At 38.7% G+C, this 16020-nt stretch carries 18 protein-coding genes; 14 read left to right on the forward strand and 4 right to left on the reverse strand.

Annotated elements, in window-relative coordinates:
- Positions 1 to 95 precede the first annotated feature (95 nt).
- Together DK857_RS03995 and DK857_RS04000 are read left to right on the forward strand one after the other, a co-directional pair.
- A complete protein-coding gene (locus DK857_RS03995) occupies positions 96 to 833 on the forward strand; it encodes an amino acid ABC transporter permease (RefSeq protein WP_109395057.1) in 738 nt (245 codons plus the stop codon).
- A 1-nt stretch (position 834) separates the two neighbouring features.
- The gene (locus DK857_RS04000) at positions 835 to 1587 is read left to right on the forward strand and encodes an amino acid ABC transporter permease (RefSeq protein WP_109401600.1); all 753 of its coding nucleotides are present in this window, start codon (positions 835 to 837) and stop codon (positions 1585 to 1587) included.
- Between the two features lie 408 nt (positions 1588 to 1995).
- Here DK857_RS04000 and DK857_RS04010 read toward each other — a convergent pair whose 3' ends face one another.
- On the reverse strand, positions 1996 to 2292 hold the full coding sequence (locus DK857_RS04010; RefSeq protein WP_109401601.1) for a type II toxin-antitoxin system TacA family antitoxin: 297 nt from the start codon (positions 2290 to 2292) through the stop codon (positions 1996 to 1998).
- Positions 2293 to 2596: 304 nt separating this feature from the next.
- Here DK857_RS04010 and DK857_RS04015 point away from each other — a divergent pair, with 304 nt between their 5' ends.
- A complete protein-coding gene (locus DK857_RS04015; protein WP_075671246.1) occupies positions 2597 to 3955 on the forward strand; it encodes an NCS2 family permease in 1359 nt (452 codons plus the stop codon).
- Positions 3956 to 4035: 80 nt separating this feature from the next.
- Positions 4036 to 4347: a monooxygenase gene (locus tag DK857_RS04020; protein ID WP_109401602.1), complete on the forward strand. Its 312-nt coding sequence runs from the start codon at positions 4036 to 4038 to the stop codon at positions 4345 to 4347.
- A gap of 49 nt (positions 4348 to 4396) precedes the next feature.
- On the opposite strand, the gene DK857_RS04025 is transcribed toward DK857_RS04020, so the two are convergent.
- Together DK857_RS04025 and DK857_RS04030 are read right to left on the reverse strand one after the other, a co-directional pair.
- The gene (locus DK857_RS04025) at positions 4397 to 4945 is read right to left on the reverse strand and encodes a GNAT family N-acetyltransferase (RefSeq protein ID WP_109395061.1); all 549 of its coding nucleotides are present in this window, start codon (positions 4943 to 4945) and stop codon (positions 4397 to 4399) included.
- A gap of 2 nt (positions 4946 to 4947) precedes the next feature.
- Positions 4948 to 6420, reverse strand: a complete 1473-nt coding sequence (locus tag DK857_RS04030; protein WP_109395062.1) for a glycosyltransferase family 39 protein — start codon at positions 6418 to 6420, stop codon at positions 4948 to 4950.
- Between the two features lie 188 nt (positions 6421 to 6608).
- Between DK857_RS04030 and yihI the strand changes: the two genes are divergently transcribed.
- From yihI to DK857_RS04065, 7 genes are all read left to right on the forward strand, one after another.
- On the forward strand, positions 6609 to 7106 hold the full coding sequence (yihI, locus tag DK857_RS04035) for a Der GTPase-activating protein YihI (protein WP_109401603.1): 498 nt from the start codon (positions 6609 to 6611) through the stop codon (positions 7104 to 7106).
- 213 nt (positions 7107 to 7319) lie between these two features.
- Entirely contained in the window at positions 7320 to 8765 is a 1446-nt protein-coding gene (locus DK857_RS04040; RefSeq protein WP_109401604.1) for a DUF4026 domain-containing protein, read from the forward strand.
- A gap of 397 nt (positions 8766 to 9162) precedes the next feature.
- Positions 9163 to 9399, forward strand: coding sequence for a ferrous iron transporter A (feoA, locus tag DK857_RS04045; protein ID WP_036914344.1), 237 nt, complete (start codon positions 9163 to 9165; stop codon positions 9397 to 9399).
- A 48-nt stretch (positions 9400 to 9447) separates the two neighbouring features.
- Positions 9448 to 11775 carry a Fe(2+) transporter permease subunit FeoB gene (gene feoB / locus DK857_RS04050; RefSeq protein WP_109401605.1) on the forward strand — a complete coding sequence of 776 codons (2328 nt, stop codon included), beginning with the start codon at positions 9448 to 9450 and terminating at the stop codon, positions 11773 to 11775.
- Between the two features lie 19 nt (positions 11776 to 11794).
- Positions 11795 to 12025: a FeoC-like transcriptional regulator gene (locus DK857_RS04055; RefSeq protein WP_109395065.1), complete on the forward strand. Its 231-nt coding sequence runs from the start codon at positions 11795 to 11797 to the stop codon at positions 12023 to 12025.
- A gap of 186 nt (positions 12026 to 12211) precedes the next feature.
- Positions 12212 to 12670 (forward strand): OsmC family protein, encoded by a 459-nt coding sequence (locus DK857_RS04060; protein ID WP_109395066.1) that lies wholly within the window; start codon positions 12212 to 12214, stop codon positions 12668 to 12670.
- 190 nt (positions 12671 to 12860) lie between these two features.
- Positions 12861 to 13307, forward strand: a complete 447-nt coding sequence (locus DK857_RS04065; RefSeq protein WP_109395067.1) for an OsmC family protein — start codon at positions 12861 to 12863, stop codon at positions 13305 to 13307.
- A 55-nt stretch (positions 13308 to 13362) separates the two neighbouring features.
- On the opposite strand, the gene bioH is transcribed toward DK857_RS04065, so the two are convergent.
- Entirely contained in the window at positions 13363 to 14136 is a 774-nt protein-coding gene (bioH, locus tag DK857_RS04070) for a pimeloyl-ACP methyl ester esterase BioH (protein ID WP_109401606.1), read from the reverse strand.
- A 37-nt stretch (positions 14137 to 14173) separates the two neighbouring features.
- Between bioH and gntX the strand changes: the two genes are divergently transcribed.
- The 3 genes from gntX to glpE all read left to right on the forward strand — a co-directional run bounded on the left by gntX (position 14174) and on the right by glpE (position 16011).
- Positions 14174 to 14866, forward strand: coding sequence for a DNA utilization protein GntX (gene gntX, locus DK857_RS04075; protein ID WP_109401607.1), 693 nt, complete (start codon positions 14174 to 14176; stop codon positions 14864 to 14866).
- A gap of 60 nt (positions 14867 to 14926) precedes the next feature.
- A complete protein-coding gene (nfuA, locus tag DK857_RS04080) occupies positions 14927 to 15505 on the forward strand; it encodes a Fe-S biogenesis protein NfuA (RefSeq protein WP_109395070.1) in 579 nt (192 codons plus the stop codon).
- Between the two features lie 179 nt (positions 15506 to 15684).
- A complete protein-coding gene (glpE, locus tag DK857_RS04085; protein WP_069369522.1) occupies positions 15685 to 16011 on the forward strand; it encodes a thiosulfate sulfurtransferase GlpE in 327 nt (108 codons plus the stop codon).
- The last annotated feature ends 9 nt before the right edge of the window (positions 16012 to 16020 follow it).

The raw sequence follows: 16020 nt of genomic DNA on the forward strand, positions 1-16020 counted from the left end.
TAATAACTTTCTTCTTTCATCAAAACAAAGTTATTCCTTTATTAAAACACCTACCCCGCCTTTGCGGGGTTTGGTGTCTACAATAGGCCTATTATATGTTTGAGCAATTTCTTTCACATTACCTTCTTGAGCCACACTATTTAAGTTGGCTCTGGAGTGGTTTTCTAATCACCTTGCTTATCTCTTTTTGGACTATTGTCATTGCAACATTAATGAGCTTTGCCCTTAGTGCTGCAAGAGATAGCGCTTTTGCACCATTACGCTGGTTAGCCACGGCTTATACTTCACTGTTTCGTAACACTCCGCTGTTAGTACAGTTATTCTTTTGGTATTTCGCATCAGGCGAAATTTTGCCACAAAGCGCCATGATATGGTTAAACACCCCTCATGAGATTGCATTTTTAGGTGTAACGCTTTCTTGGCCTTCTTTTGAGTTTTTAGCGGGCATTGTGGGTCTGACATTTTACTCAACGCCATTTATTGCCGAAGAGCTAAGAGCCGGAATTCAAGGTGTTAAACAAGGGCAAAAGTATGCCTCTTTAGCATTAGGTCTAACGCAATGGCAATCTATGCGTTATGTGATTTTACCCCAAGCCTTTCGTATTGCTCTGCCCCCTTTATTGGGCCAATACATGAATGTGATAAAAAACTCATCACTGACTATGGCTATTGGTGTTGCGGAGCTTTCTTACGCATCAAGACAAGTCGAAACAGAGTCTTTACGCACCTTTGAAGCCTTTGGTGTTGCAACGGTTCTCTATATTGCAGCAATCGCATTGATGGAAGCTTGGGGACAATGGCATCAGCAACGTAAACTAGCACAAGGGTATTAATATGGACTTTACTGTTATTGCTGATAACTGGCAGTACTTACTCTTTGGTGCTTATCCTGACGGACCTTTAGAAGGTGCAACACTGACCATCTTTATCAGTATCATTGCAGGTATTGCATCAATTATTTTGGGTACATTAGGTGGCATTGCTTTGGCTATGCTTAGGGGGGGCTGGGTTAACCTTTTTGCGGCTTTTTTAGGTTTTTTCCGTGCAATTCCCGTCATTATGTTGATATTTTGGGTCTATTTTTTATTGCCTGTTGTATTAGGGATGGAAATACCTGAAATCACCACGGTAATTTGTGCGTTAGCTTTAATTACATCGTCTTATATTGCGCATGGCGTTAAAGCAGGTATTTTGGCGATTGGAAAAGGGCAATGGCAAGCAGGATTATCGTTAGGTTTTAATCGCTGGCAAGTGTTGTGGTATATCGTATTACCACAAGCATTACGCATGATGGTACCTTCGTTTATTAATCAGTGGATAGCCTTGATTAAAGATACTTCTCTAGCTTATGTAGTGGGTGTGGGTGAACTTTCTTTCTTGGCGACCCAAGTTAATAACCGTAGTATGGTTTATCCAATGGAAGTTTTTCTATTCGTTGCTTTTATCTATTTTATTCTCTGTTTTTCATTGGAAATTATTGCCAATAGAGTGGCTAAATTATTCTCAATACAAAAAGAGAAACGCCCTTTTTGGCAAATGGTGTTGCCGTTTAAACAACAATCATTTGTTAAGAAAGAAATGGGATAAACAAAAGAGACTAACTTATTGTTTTAATAAAATAAGCTAGTCTCTTTATAATTAATTTATTCATTATCAACTAGACTTATTACCGCTTTAGCATTCGCCATAGTCATAAATAAACGATATGCATTTTGGCTAAATGAAGAAAAAACCTAATCCTTGATACAGATTTTTTGCAATATCATGCTTTGCACCTACGATAATCATAGGTATTGGAATATTACCTGATGAATTTATTGCTTTTCTTACAGCATCAATTAATAAAATAGATCCTTTAATTTTGTAGGTTCGATTTCACTTGTTAATACAAAAATACGTGCTAAATCTTTTTTATGATGTTGATTGAATATTACTTTCAAGTAGTTATTAGGTGTTTTATCGCCACAATCAAAAGATGTTCTATCATGTATTTTTTTATTCAGAGAACTTATTTTCATCGAGAATTTTTTCCTTATGCTTGCGCGCGGCACGAAGGAAGCGATTATTTATTTCGATTGGTTTTTCTAATGCATTAATAGAATCTAAAGCGTCTTTCTGACAAAGTTTAATACGCATATCTTGCTCGATTAGCCGTTTAGCTTCAGCAATAGCGGCTTGTACAATAAAACCATTTAAACTCGTATAACCTGATAATGATAACGCCTTTTCTAACAAAATTTTCATTTCGGGACTAATACATGTCGTGATCCTTTCATTTGATAAAGTAGGCATAATTTCTCCACCTCTTTATTAAAACTTATTTAATAGCTGTTATTTATAAAACTAGTAAAACTTCAAAACAGCTCACTTTTCAAGCAAGATAATATAATCAAGTTTTAACAAAGCAAATAAAATGTGCCATTTTGACGTCATACAATTATTAGCACTAAACTAAACTTAGTTTATTAAATATCTCCATCTATTTTTGATGCCTTCACTGTAGCGCCCCACGCAATCGATTACTTTTTTTAGGTGCAGTCATTGTTTTATTTGTGTAGGATAAAGCGAAAAACATTTTTTTTGGGATCTTTTGTCTATGAGCATGTCATCACCAAATTCTGGATCACAGGGTTTGCTCCAACGCCTGTTTAAGCTACAAGAACACGGCACAAACGCTCGCACCGAACTGATTGCGGGTATCACGACTTTCTTAACGATGGTTTATATTATCTTCGTTAACCCTCAAATTCTTGCTGCTGCCAATATGGATATCAAAGCCGTCTTCGTGACGACCTGTTTAATTGCAGCTTTCGGCAGTATTTTAATGGGATTAGTGGCAAATTTACCTATTGCTGTTGCTCCTGCGATGGGCTTAAACGCATTCTTTGCCTTCGTAGTCGTTGGTGCTATGGGTTACTCATGGGAAGTCGCTATGGGTGCGATTTTTTGGGGTGCTGTAGGGCTATTTTTACTGACTCTCTTTCGTATACGCTACTGGATAATTGCCCATATTCCACTGAGTTTACGTGTTGGTATTACTAGTGGTATCGGTCTTTTTATCGCCATGATGGGCTTAAAAAACTCCGGTATTATTATTCCTAACAACGATACCATCGTTACTATCGGTAATTTTGCTTCTCATAACGTATTATTAGGTGCATTAGGCTTTTTTATTATCGCTATTCTTGCTGCTCGTAATATTCATGCCGCAATTCTTATCTCAATTGTTATCACCACTGTAATTGGTCTTCTTTTAGGTGATGTTCAATATCAAGGTATCTTCGCTGTTCCTCCTTCTATCACAACCGTTGTTGGTAAAGTTGATATTATGGGTGCCTTAGATATCGGTCTTTCTGGCGTGATCTTTGCTTTTATGTTGGTTAACCTATTTGACTCTTCAGGCACATTAATTGGTGTTACTGATAAAGCAGGTTTAACTGATGACAAAGGCAAGTTTCCACGAATGAAACAAGCGTTATATGTCGATAGCTTAAGTTCTGTTGCAGGCTCTGCAATGGGAACATCTTCTGTAACAGCCTTTATCGAAAGTACTTCCGGGGTTTCTGTCGGTGGTCGTACAGGTTTAACTGCCGTTGTTGTGGGTATTCTTTTCTTACTCGCTATCTTCTTGTCACCACTAGCAGGTATGGTGCCAAGCTATGCAACAGCAGGGGCACTGATTTATGTGGGTGTATTAATGACATCCAGCCTTACACGCGTTAAATGGGATGATTTAACAGAATCCGTTCCTGCTTTTATCACCGCAGTTATGATGCCATTTAGCTTCTCAATTACCGAAGGTATCGCACTAGGCTTTATTGCTTATTGTGTTATGAAAGTGGGTACTTTCCGCTGGAAAGAAATTAATCTATGTGTTGTGATTGTTTCACTGCTATTTATTTTAAAAATATTGCTGATTGATACTCATGTGATTGATTTGAATTCTTTATTCTAATATTCAATAAATTAAGATCATCATGATACAGACAAAACGGCACCAATAACGTGCCGTTTTTTATAAGAAAAGAGGTGATTATGCACGTACTTCTACAAGTAGATTTTCCTTATCATGGTCCTTTCGATGATGAAATGACACAAGCTATGGATGCATTATCTGCATCAATCAACCAAGAACCTGGTTTTATTTGGAAAATTTGGACTGAAAATAAAGAAGCCCAAAAAGCGGGTGGGATTTATCTTTTTGATTCAAAAGAAAATGCTCAAGCTTATTTAGAGAAACACAGCGCTCGGTTAAAATCGTTTGGTATTCCAGAAGTTCATGGTGATATTTTTGCAGTAAACCAAGCTTTAAGCTTAAAAAATCAGGCCTCTTTTTTGGCTAAGTAGCTAAAAGCACAAGTGTTATATGCCACTTGTGCCTTTCTATTTTCTGCAATTACTCTGCTTTTATGGGTAACAACAAACCAAAAACAATAGAATCAGAGACTTCATCACCGACTATCCAACGTTGTTTTAGATACCCTTCTTGCTCAAAACCTAATTTTGCTAACAATGCAGCTGATGCTTTATTATCAGGGTGGATATCCGCTTCTAAACGGCGAACAGATAGATGTGTTTGAAGATACGCAATAAACGCCACCATCGCTTCTTTCATAACACCTTTACCTTGATAAGCGGTATCAAGACAATACCCAATTTCACCACGTCGTGAATTTGGGTAATGATTAAAGAAAACACACATACCCATCAGTGCATTTGTTGCTTTATCTATCACCGCTAAGCGCAGATACTCTTTTCTTTCCATATGCGTGATATCTTGAATAATATCTTCTTGCGCTTCTTGCAGTGATTGCCAAGGGAGATGGCTCCAATAACGCGTCACTTCAGCTGAACTCATGATCTTAAACCAATCTTCAGCATCCCCCATTTCAAAAGGACGCAATCTTAATCTTTCTGTTTCAACCTGAATATCAGCGTAACGCATCTCTACTTATCCTTATGTATTTTTGGCGGCACAAAAGCAATACAAACTGGCTCGGCAATGGCATCGGGCTCAGCGCGAAACATTATCTCTTGAGTATCGGCTATTTTTAAACTCGGCCAGTGCTTTAAGCCTTCATCAAAATGTGCTTTCTCACAGTAATAGCCGACTTTACTGATCAATACGACACCTTTTTCTTCTAATTGTTGAAGTGTAATATGTCGATTATAAATATTAGGAGGCTGCACATTTGCTTCTAATATCCAAGGCTGTGAAGATAATGGTCTATCTTTGCCATAAAAAGTTATCCATTCATGCATATACTCGCCACCCACATACACAAGTGGTGTGTGATAATGCTGATACCAAGCTTGCTCAACATCTTGCACAAAGGTTTTTACACCAATAAATTTTTGACCTGCATTACGCACATTAGCGGCTTGAACGACGGTATAACCAGAAACAACCAACATTCCGAAAACACCTAAACCATACAGTGCACCGCGTAATGAACGTGTGGGCATAACACTAATTGAGCCGACAAAAAGCGCAGTCGCAATCGACATAAAGGGTTGTAGCCACTCGCTGATACGCCCCCCTTCATGAAAACTAAACCAAATAAAAATAATCGTTAATGGAAACAGAAAAATAAAATTGAGTAATTGGCTATCTTTAGAAGCAGACCAACTTACACGTCCACCATAAAAACGTAAAATCCCCCACATTAAAATCACAGGGTAAAAAACAGTGAGTGCAGCACGAGTGGTACGTAAATTAAAACGGTTTTCGATTTGTGAATCGACCCACTTAAAAGCGGCAAAATCGGTTTGCCATAACCAAATAAAGTTGGGAATAACAAAAGCAAACCAAATAGCCAATGCTAAATAGAAATAAGGTGAACAATAACTTGCTCGAACTTTAGGTACAAAAAGGCTTGATAAAAATACAGAACCAATAAAAGCTAATGATGAATATTTCCCCATTGTGGCAATACCCATCGTAATCGCAAAACCAATCCAATATTTTTGATTGTCATTAATAGCACAAAGGAAAAAATAGAACGCCCATGCCCAACAACCAACTAGAATATAATTATCGTTATAAGGGATAATATCAAAGTTGATAACGCCAGATAAATTAAGCGCCAACATAGCAAACCAAGCTAAATTAGTATTTTGTGTCAACTTATAAGCTAAGTTCCAAACCCCTAATAACCCAACAGCAATGACAATAAAGTGGATAAAATACCAATAAAAGCTAAAATCGATACTACCGTAAATAGCTGGTGTCATTATAAAGCCAACAAACCAAGGATTTTTAGGGGAACCCCACCCTCCATTAGTGCCCCAATTGACAGCCTCTACGGCATCATAAGGCACAGTAGGGTCAAAAAGATAACTCACTAAGATCCAAATTGCCGCATAACCAATAACCCACCAATATACTGGTTTACGTAATTGCGCAGATGATAATGTCATAATAAATAGAAATTTAAGTTAATTGATTTAGTTTGGTCGTTAATTGATATCACAACACAGTAAAGTATAGTGAAACGAACCACACATTGTACGTGAGCAAAAATTAAATTGTCTTAAATTTGCGCTTTTATTGAAAATTTGTTTCTGATAGATTGCGCAACCAAGAAGATCACTATCGAGTTACCATTATGAATATGATTAAAAGAAAGCCCGCAGCTAAAGCACGTAAGAAATCACGTGAAGAGCTGAACGCGGAAGGACGTGAACGTAAACGTCAAAAGAAACACCGTGGCAATCCTGCCGGTAACCGTCAGCAGGAAGCGGAAAATAAACAGCAAGCTAAAAATACAGCGCCGAAAGATCCACGCATTGGCAGCAAAAAACCGATCCCTCTAATTGTGGGCGATGCACCAAAAGTTGTGAAGAAAAAACCTGCGTCAGTTAAAGCAGAGCCGGTTCGTTTAACGCCTGAGCAAGAATTAGACCTGTTAGAAAACGACACACGTTTAGATGAATTACTGTCTCGTCTTGAAAACGGTGAAAAACTCAATGCAGAAGAGCAGGTTTATACTGAGAAAACCCTTGATCGCATTGACGAATTAATGGTTGAGCTAGGTATTGAGTTTGAAGATGATGACGATGAAGAAAAAACTGAAGACATCATGCAATTACTGAAAGGTAAATAATCAAAAGGCTAATCATTTGCCTTAATTACCTTACATCTAATGGATATCAATAACTTATTGATATCCATTATTTTTTCTTTTTTATTTTTCATTAATCCTCACTATTAACAATAGATTAATTAACCACCTCAAGCTCAGATAACTCCATCTATTCCTCTCTTGTTATCCCTGATATCCTATTTTTCTATCTTTAATATACGAGTGATAAAAAATATGGATAACAAACAGCAGTACTTAGATATCGCAGCCGGGCAAGGAGAAAAAGTGCCCTCTCGTATAGTGGCTTTCCCTGCACAGCCACTAAACTATGCGCTTATTGAACAACGCCTAGAAGAACAAACCGATTACACTGATGGTGAGATAAATTATCTAAGTGAAAATATTGATGACGGTTTTTTCTATCGCTGCCAGCATGGTGATGCCGAGTTACATTTTTTCGTTTGTCTTTACCCTCGTGATGAAGATTACGAAATACGCCCAATGTATTCGACTGACGAACTCACACCACAACTATTGGCACATGCGAATGCGACAACTCAAGATTTATTATTAGAAACACTCTTTACTGAAGCCTTGCATCCTTTGGCAAGTTATCGCCATCAACTGAACTTTCTCAATATCATTGCACCTGAAATGGTCTTAGCATTAGATGAATCAGCGGCAGGTAAGGCATTAACGCCTGAGTGGATACGCTTTCAATTAGAGACCCCAGATCTCTATCCCGAAGTAGAAAGCTTATATGTTATTCATGCTGTCTATGACACAGAAAATGACCCACCAACCATGTTCTGGTTTCACACTCATGGATTAGCGCGCTGTGGCTTAACCGAAGTCGATTTAGTTATTCCCAGTATGCTTGAGTCTTACTATGGTATTCCTGATCTCTTCCGCTGCTTTGTTAACAATAGTATTAATCATCGCCAAATTGAATTTGGTGAACCGATGCTTTGTGGCCAAACATCATCAGGATTGGAGTATCTTGTCGCATTACCTTTTGAAGAAGGTATCCGCCATGTCAATCAATCAACACCACTTGAAAACCTTAGACCTTTAGAGGAAATGCGTTATGACACGGAAGGCGCACCAAATGGTATTTTCTTGGGTGATTTAGCTGATCGTGATGAATACCATCAACATCCTTCTTCTATGCTATTTAGAACCAATGAAGAAAACCCTGTTTTAGAAACCTTCTTTAGAGGTTATGAAGAACAACAAGCGATGATGCTACTGCGCAGTAATGAAGAAACCTACGAGATGTCTGAAAAAGCCAAGCGACGCTGGGAATACTTCGTTTCTATGTTTGATAACTACAATCAACCGCCTGTTGAGAAAAAAAGTGGTTTTCTCTCTAAGTTATTAGGAAAAGACAAAACTGAAGAGACCGAAAACCCTTGGCAGTTTATGATCAAGTTTGGCATTCCTTATGGTGAAGGGGAAGAAAAAGAACTAGAGCATATGTGGTTCGTGCCACAGTCTAGAGATGGAGACACGATTTATGCAAAATTACTCAACGTGCCATTTTATGTTGAGGATATGCAAGAAGGTGAAACCTATCCTATCAACACTGCACTAATAACAGATTGGGTCGTTTCATACGAAGCTGATAGTTATACCCCTAATAATATTTACCAACTTTTTAGCCACCAGCAAACCCACTAATTAGCGGGTATTCACCATGACAACGTGAGCTTTTTACTTAAGCTCGCGTTCTTCATATTCTTGAAATCTACTTTTATATTATTACCCGTTAACATTATTAACTGATTGTTATTTTGTTGCTACGTTGACATTTCAACTCTTCACATTTTGTTTTTGTCTAGTAACAGATAAGGTAAACAGCCTATTTTCATCCCAATATCTTTTCTCTGGTTGATTTAAATCAAGTGCAGATAAGCACAGACTAGGCTAAATTATACCCAATAAGGATAATTATAATTCTCATTAGCATTAAAAATATTTATTATAATTATCCTGACTATTATTGTGTGAATTCTCATACGTGTTAATAATTATCAGTATCATTATTTTTTGTATCAATATTCGTGGAAGGACGATTATGTCTCTGATCCCAAATCACAGTTATAAAATCTTGAGCTACTCACCTCAGATTAGCCCTGCATACAGACAGAAACTATTATCTTTAGGTATGTTACCTGGCGCTGTGTTTAACGTTATTCGTATCGCACCACTGGGTGATCCTATTCAAATAGAAACGCACCGAGTGTCCCTAATTTTGAGAAAAAAAGATCTCGCACTCATTAATCTTAGCGAAGTGGTTCATAACGAAAAATAATCGTTATTTCTCATTCAACCTGGCAAGACAACTATTGGCATCACTATTATGACTCCTCTCACTATAGGCCTTATCGGTAATCCCAATGCCGGTAAAACAACACTCTTTAATCAGTTAACAGGCTCTCGTCAGCGTGTGGGTAACTGGGCAGGTGTAACGGTTGAACGCAAAGTTGGTCGTTTCACAACTGCAAATCATAAAATTGAGCTCGTCGATTTACCCGGGACTTACTCTTTAACGACAATTTCAGAACAGACATCTCTTGATGAGCAAATTGCCTGCCATTTCATTTTAAGTAATGAAGCAGACATGCTGATTAACGTGGTTGATGCATCAAACCTTGAGCGTAACCTCTATTTGACCTTGCAACTGCTTGAGCTTGGCATTCCATGTATTGTGGCATTAAACATGCTCGATATTGCAGAACACCAAGATATGCAAATTGATATCAACGCACTTTCAGAGCAACTGGGTTGCCCTGTTATTCCAATGGTTTCAACCAAAGCATCTGGTATTGATAAACTCAAAGAAGCTATTGATACCTTCCCTGCTGAAAAGAAAAAACCACAAGAATTACTGACTTCTTACCCACTATGGCTATTAAATGAAGTCGAGACACTTGCTGAAAAAATTAATCATGATGAGTTTAATTTACAGCAACGTCGTTGGATGGCATTACAGTGTTTAGAAGGGGATATCTATACCCATCAACGCGCTCAAGTCACCAGTGAAGATATCAAAGCCATTCGTCAACGAATTCAAGACGAACATAATAATGAGCCAGAATTAGTCATTGCTGATGCCCGTTATCAAAATATTGAGCGCATCTGTCATGCTGTGATTAATATGGAGTCCATTAAGCCCAATCTCCTGACACAAAATATCGATAAAGTGATATTAAACCGTTGGTTAGGCGTGCCTATCTTCCTATTTGTCATGTATTTAATGTTCGTACTCGCAATTAATATCGGTGGTGCATTACAACCTGCTTTTGAAGGTGGCTCTGAAGCTATCTTTATTCATGGTATTCAATGGATTGGCGCAACTTTTAGCTTCCCTGAATGGCTGACAATTTTCCTTGCTCAAGGTGTCGGTGGTGGTATCAATACAGTTCTTCCATTAGTGCCACAAATCGGGATGATGTATCTCTTTTTATCTATCCTTGAAGACTCGGGTTATATGGCTCGTGCTGCGTTTGTTATGGATAGATTGATGCAGGCTCTGGGTTTACCCGGCAAATCATTCGTACCACTGATTGTCGGCTTTGGTTGTAACGTACCTTCTATTATGGGTGCGCGTACTCTTGATGCACCAAGAGAACGATTAATCACGGTATTAATGGCACCGTTTATGTCTTGTGGTGCTCGTTTAGCTATCTTCGCGGTATTTGCGGCAGCCTTCTTTGGTAAAAACGGTGCGAGTGTTGTTTTCTCACTTTATCTTCTTGGTATTGTGGTTGCTATCCTCACCGGCTTACTACTAAAACACACCATTATGCGCGGTGAAGCGTCACCTTTCGTGATGGAACTGCCTGTTTATCACGTTCCTCACCTAAAAACGTTACTCATGCAAACATGGCAACGTCTAAAAGGTTTCGTTGTACGAGCTGGTAAAGTCATCATTATTGCGAGTATGTTTATTGGTGCGCTAAATAGCTTTACCTTCTCTGGTAAACCTGCAGATAACATCAATGATTCTGCATTAGCGTCTGTCAGTAAAGTGATCACACCATTACTGCAACCTATTGGTGTTCACAATGATAACTGGCAAGCAACGGTTGGTTTAGTTACTGGTGCGATGGCAAAAGAAGTGGTTGTGGGAACATTAAATACCCTCTATACCGCAGAAAGCATTGTTAATGAGCCATTTGATCCTGAAGAATTCGACCTATGGGGAGAAATTGGTGATGCCTTTGGTGAAACATGGGATAGCTTAAAAGAGACCTTCACTTTAGCTGCACTTTCTAACCCAATTGAAGCTAGTAAAGGTGATGGTGAAATGGATACTGGCACAATGGGAACCATGGGTGCTAAATTTGGCTCAGGCATTGCAGCTTATAGCTACTTAATCTTTGTTTTACTGTATGTACCTTGTGTTTCAGTAATGGGTGCTATCGCTCGTGAAACCAGTCGTGGCTGGATGACCTTCTCTATTCTTTGGGGATTAAATATTGCTTACTCACTGGCTGCGCTGTTCTATCAAACCGCAACCTTTAGCGAGCATCCACAAAGCAGTACAATCACCATTGCTGCGGTTGTTATATTTAACTTAGTTCTATTTATCTTGTTGCGTAATGCTCGTAATCGTCTAACAATTAACTTAAGCAATAAGCCATCATTGGCTAAACAATGTTGTTCAAAAGGTAGCTGTCACTAAGTGACAAAGGAAAAGTAAGATGGCCAGTTTGATAGAAGTACGTGATTGTATCGCCCTTAATGGTCGAGCCGATGCCCGTCTTATCAGCCATCAACTCAATATGCCTGAACCGTTGGTGCAAGCAATGTTAGAGCGGCTCACATTGATGGGGAAGCTTCAAGAAGTCGATGTTGAAGATTGTCTTACGGGCAGCTGTAAAAGTTGCCCAGAAGCCACGGCCTGCCAGACAAAGCTTTATCAAATAGTCTAACAAATTGATAAATACCATCATGAAAATCCCTTACTTTATGTAGGGGATTTTTTTTATCTAATGCGCAAGATGAATCATTTTCATCTTCCTATTTAATGATTTACTTTCCTAACTATCACGGCATAATCCATTAACTATAGACGTAAAGACGTCTATTTAATTTCACTTTATAAGAATATAAAAATTATGCCAATAACTGAATTTTCATCAACGATCACCACAGGCGAGCAAGGCAGATTACAAATGCAATGCGCGTCGCGCCAATTTCAATTTTTACTTGATGAACCTGTATCACTGGGAGGTAAAGACAGTGCAATGAACCCTGTGGAAGCACTATTAGGTACGCTAGGTGCTTGTAAAGGTATCGTGGCAAAAAGCTTTGCACGTATGCACCAAATTAATCTTAAAAATATTCGCATTGAAGTCAGAGGCGAATTAGATACCGATGGTTTTACCGGAAAAAATAAAGAAGCCAAAATTGGTTTTAGCAAAATTACAACCGAGTTCTTTATTGAAGCAGATAATAGTGAGGAAGAGATCGCTGCATTTATCGCTTTTATTGAACGCACTTGCCCTGTTGCAGACACAATAAAAAATACACCGATCCTAGAAACGTCATTTCATCTCGAAAACGTACTCGCATAATCATGTAGTTATTGCTGCCCTTAATAAAGGGGCAGCATTATTACAGCTGACATAAAATAAGAATTAACTTTATCGAAAAATGCGCTCTAAACTCGTTATTTTTAGACTATGACCTACGCTTAATTGGCATGATAAGTAATATCACTTATTGGGTGATAAAAATAACATTCCCTTTTTAAAGGATAATATTATGCCAATTATTGAGTTTTCATCTGTTATCACTAATGACGCATCTTCTCCCTTACAAATGCAATGTGCTTCACGACAATTTACGTTAATTGTTGATGAGCCAGTTGCTTATGGGGGGGAAGACAGTGGCGTTAATCCAATTGAAGCGTTACTCGCCTCAATTGGCGCCTGTAAAGGAATTGTTGCTAAGAGTTTTGCACGGCTTCACCGTATTAACCTTAAAAATATCCGTATTGAGATGAAAGGTGAGATCGACCCTGATGGATATATGGGAAAGAATAAGCGTGTAAAAATCGGTTTAAGTCGTATTTCAACACATTACTTTATTCAAGCTGATAATACAAAAGAGGAAATACAGACATTTATTGATTTTATTGAACACACTTGCCCACTTTCTGACACCATCAAAAATGCCCCCACGTTTCATACTTCTATTGACATTGGATAAATAACATCAGCATAAAAAGATCTGCCCTTATAAAAAGACAGATCTTTGAAGATAATTATAACGTTATCTCACAACCCTCAATTAACGCTTGAGTAAATTCATCTGGATGTGAAATAAATGGCGCATGAGCTGCATTACGGAAAATAACAGAAGGTGAATGTGGATAAATAGCATCTAATAATCCAGCCACTTTCCGAGGAACTAAACCATCTAAATAGCCGTAAAAACGAATAAAAGGACAATTCAACGTTTTTAACTCTTCTCGTAAATCCTCAGTACGCAAAATTTCTAGTCCGCCATTAAGTACTTCGACAGAAGGCAGTGGTTGCTCTAATACTACTGACTTTAATGCCTTCATATCTTCACGCGCACTTTGCGTACCTAATGTTTGCAGTGCTAAAAAACGCTCAACTGTGCGATGAAAATTCTCGTTTAACTGCTGCTCAAACCCTTTTAACACTTCAGATTTGATACCCGGCCAATCCCCATGAGCACCAAAACAAGGCGAAGAAGCCACCGTAATCAATGCTTGCACATTATTAGGATTATCTAATACAACACGGCTAGCGACTAATCCACCTAAAGACCATCCTAACCAAATGGCATTATCGGGGGCTTTGGCAAAAACAATGTCCGCCATCTCTTTTAATGTGAGAACAGGAAAACCTTGGCTACGACCATATCCTGGGAGATCAACAAGATGCAGTGTAAAATGCGGGCTTAGTCGCGGTATTAATGATTGCCAGACCTCTGCATTCAATCCCCATCCGTGTAATAGCACAAGATGCGTTTTTCCTTCACCCATTGTCTGCCAATACAATTTGTTCATTGTTATGCTCTCTTCTCTTAGTACAGGGATTTTCATTATGTGGATAACAATAGCAGGATATTGTTGGTTATGTCGCCAACCCTTACATTATGATACTAAAGGTATTTGTTCGAGTTGTATTCGACATTTACCTAAACAGCATAACCGCTGCCCATGCTGTTTACATCCCTCATCTCACTCTATGATGCTATGTGGGCGCTGCTTGCAATCGCCTCCATTATGGAAACAGATGTTGACGGTCACTGACTATAAACCGCCATTAAATAAATTATTACACCTTTATAAATACCAACCTCGCCCTCAAATAGCTTTATGTCTTGCACGACTTTTTCTATTGCGATGGCTTTCACATCGGCGAGAAAATTTGGTGCAGAAACCTGACAGAATTATTAGCGTTCCTTCGCATCATCATCGCCGTTGGTCTAGAGGCTTTGAGCAAGTAGAAGCTATCGCTAAGCCTTTGGCAAGATGGCTAGATTGTGCTTATCAACCGGATACCCTGATAAGAACTCGTGCTACACTGGTGCAAACGCATCTTAATGCCAAACAAAGGCAACAAAATTTAAAGAATGCATTTGTATTAAATAACACAGTGTCGGTATCAGGGAAAAATCTGGCACTAATTGATGATGTTATCACTACAGGCGCGACATTAAAGAGTATTGTCCCCTTGTTATTTCGTGCGGGAGCACGCTCTGTTGAGGTATGGGCGATTTGCCGAACCTTGTAGTTAACCGCCAATTGGGCGTATGATAACCAACCAGAACAGTCAACTATTGAGCAAGACGATATGATTATTATTACTGATGCCGCACAGGCGCATTTTGCCAAACTACTGGCTAACCAAGAACCCAACACCCAAATTCGTGTATTCGTTATCAATCCAGGTACACCTAATGCTGAATGTGGCGTTTCATACTGCCCACCTGATGCCGTAGAGCCAAACGATACTGAAATTAAGTTCGAAAAGCTTTCTGCTTATGTTGATGACATCAGCGCACCTTTCTTAGAAGATGCAGAAATTGACTTTGTCACTGACCAACTGGGCTCACAATTAACGCTGAAAGCACCTAACGCAAAAATGCGTAAAGTCGATGCTGATGCACCGTTAATTGAACGCGTTGAATACATACTGCAATCACAAATTAACCCACAATTAGCCGGCCATGGTGGTCGCGTTAGTCTGATGGAAATCACTGAAGATGGTTATGCTATCTTACAATTTGGTGGTGGCTGTAACGGCTGTTCAATGATTGATGTCACCTTAAAAGATGGTATCGAAAAAGAGCTGTTAAACCTGTTCCCAGATGAATTGAAAGGTGTGAAAGATTTAACTGAACACCAACGTGGCGAACACTCCTACTACTGATCCCTCAGTATCACATCCCCTATGATACTCACCTGCACTGATATCATGGGGGATTTGTTTATTAAAATAATCATTTACAAAGTGTAACGTCATCTTTACCTATTTGACGTTATGATAAATGTATCGTTCTCTCGCTCAGAACAAATAAATCAATTAACAATATAATAAATAAGACAATTATGGATAAGTTTCAATTTCTCAGCATTGAACAAGCCTATCAATTCTGGACATCTCAATCAGCAATCTTAGTTGATGTTAGAGATCCTCAGAGTTACCGCATTGGTCATGCTACCGGCGCATTTCATCTCACCAATGATACGCTAAACCAATTTTTACAAGATGCTGACTTTGATGTTCCTGTGATGGTGATGTGTTATCACGGTCATAGCAGCCAAGGCGCAGCTCAATATCTGGTCAATATGGGCTTTGAAACCGTTTATAGTATCAACGGGGGTTTTGAAGCATGGCTAAGAGAGTTTCCACAAGCGATAACTTCTCTGCAATAACTACAGATG

This window comes from Proteus terrae, assembly GCF_003144325.1.
In the GTDB taxonomy this organism is placed as follows: Bacteria; Pseudomonadota; Gammaproteobacteria; order Enterobacterales; family Enterobacteriaceae; genus Proteus; species Proteus terrae.

Excerpts from the sequence above, each read along its gene's own strand:
- DK857_RS03995 (WP_109395057.1), top strand. The coding sequence starts at position 96 with ATGTTTGAGCAATTTCTTTCACATTACCTTCTTGAGCCACACTATTTA.
- DK857_RS04000 (WP_109401600.1), top strand. The coding sequence starts at position 835 with ATGGACTTTACTGTTATTGCTGATAACTGGCAGTACTTACTCTTTGGT.
- DK857_RS04010 (WP_109401601.1), bottom strand. The coding sequence starts at position 2,292 with ATGCCTACTTTATCAAATGAAAGGATCACGACATGTATTAGTCCCGAA.
- DK857_RS04015 (WP_075671246.1), top strand. The coding sequence starts at position 2,597 with ATGAGCATGTCATCACCAAATTCTGGATCACAGGGTTTGCTCCAACGC.
- DK857_RS04020 (WP_109401602.1), top strand. The coding sequence starts at position 4,036 with ATGCACGTACTTCTACAAGTAGATTTTCCTTATCATGGTCCTTTCGAT.
- DK857_RS04025 (WP_109395061.1), bottom strand. The coding sequence starts at position 4,945 with ATGCGTTACGCTGATATTCAGGTTGAAACAGAAAGATTAAGATTGCGT.
- DK857_RS04030 (WP_109395062.1), bottom strand. The coding sequence starts at position 6,420 with ATGACATTATCATCTGCGCAATTACGTAAACCAGTATATTGGTGGGTT.
- yihI (WP_109401603.1), top strand. The coding sequence starts at position 6,609 with ATGAATATGATTAAAAGAAAGCCCGCAGCTAAAGCACGTAAGAAATCA.
- DK857_RS04040 (WP_109401604.1), top strand. The coding sequence starts at position 7,320 with ATGGATAACAAACAGCAGTACTTAGATATCGCAGCCGGGCAAGGAGAA.
- feoA (WP_036914344.1), top strand. The coding sequence starts at position 9,163 with ATGTCTCTGATCCCAAATCACAGTTATAAAATCTTGAGCTACTCACCT.
- feoB (WP_109401605.1), top strand. The coding sequence starts at position 9,448 with ATGACTCCTCTCACTATAGGCCTTATCGGTAATCCCAATGCCGGTAAA.
- DK857_RS04055 (WP_109395065.1), top strand. The coding sequence starts at position 11,795 with ATGGCCAGTTTGATAGAAGTACGTGATTGTATCGCCCTTAATGGTCGA.
- DK857_RS04060 (WP_109395066.1), top strand. The coding sequence starts at position 12,212 with ATGCCAATAACTGAATTTTCATCAACGATCACCACAGGCGAGCAAGGC.
- DK857_RS04065 (WP_109395067.1), top strand. The coding sequence starts at position 12,861 with ATGCCAATTATTGAGTTTTCATCTGTTATCACTAATGACGCATCTTCT.
- bioH (WP_109401606.1), bottom strand. The coding sequence starts at position 14,136 with ATGAACAAATTGTATTGGCAGACAATGGGTGAAGGAAAAACGCATCTT.
- gntX (WP_109401607.1), top strand. The coding sequence starts at position 14,174 with ATGTGGATAACAATAGCAGGATATTGTTGGTTATGTCGCCAACCCTTA.
- nfuA (WP_109395070.1), top strand. The coding sequence starts at position 14,927 with ATGATTATTATTACTGATGCCGCACAGGCGCATTTTGCCAAACTACTG.
- glpE (WP_069369522.1), top strand. The coding sequence starts at position 15,685 with ATGGATAAGTTTCAATTTCTCAGCATTGAACAAGCCTATCAATTCTGG.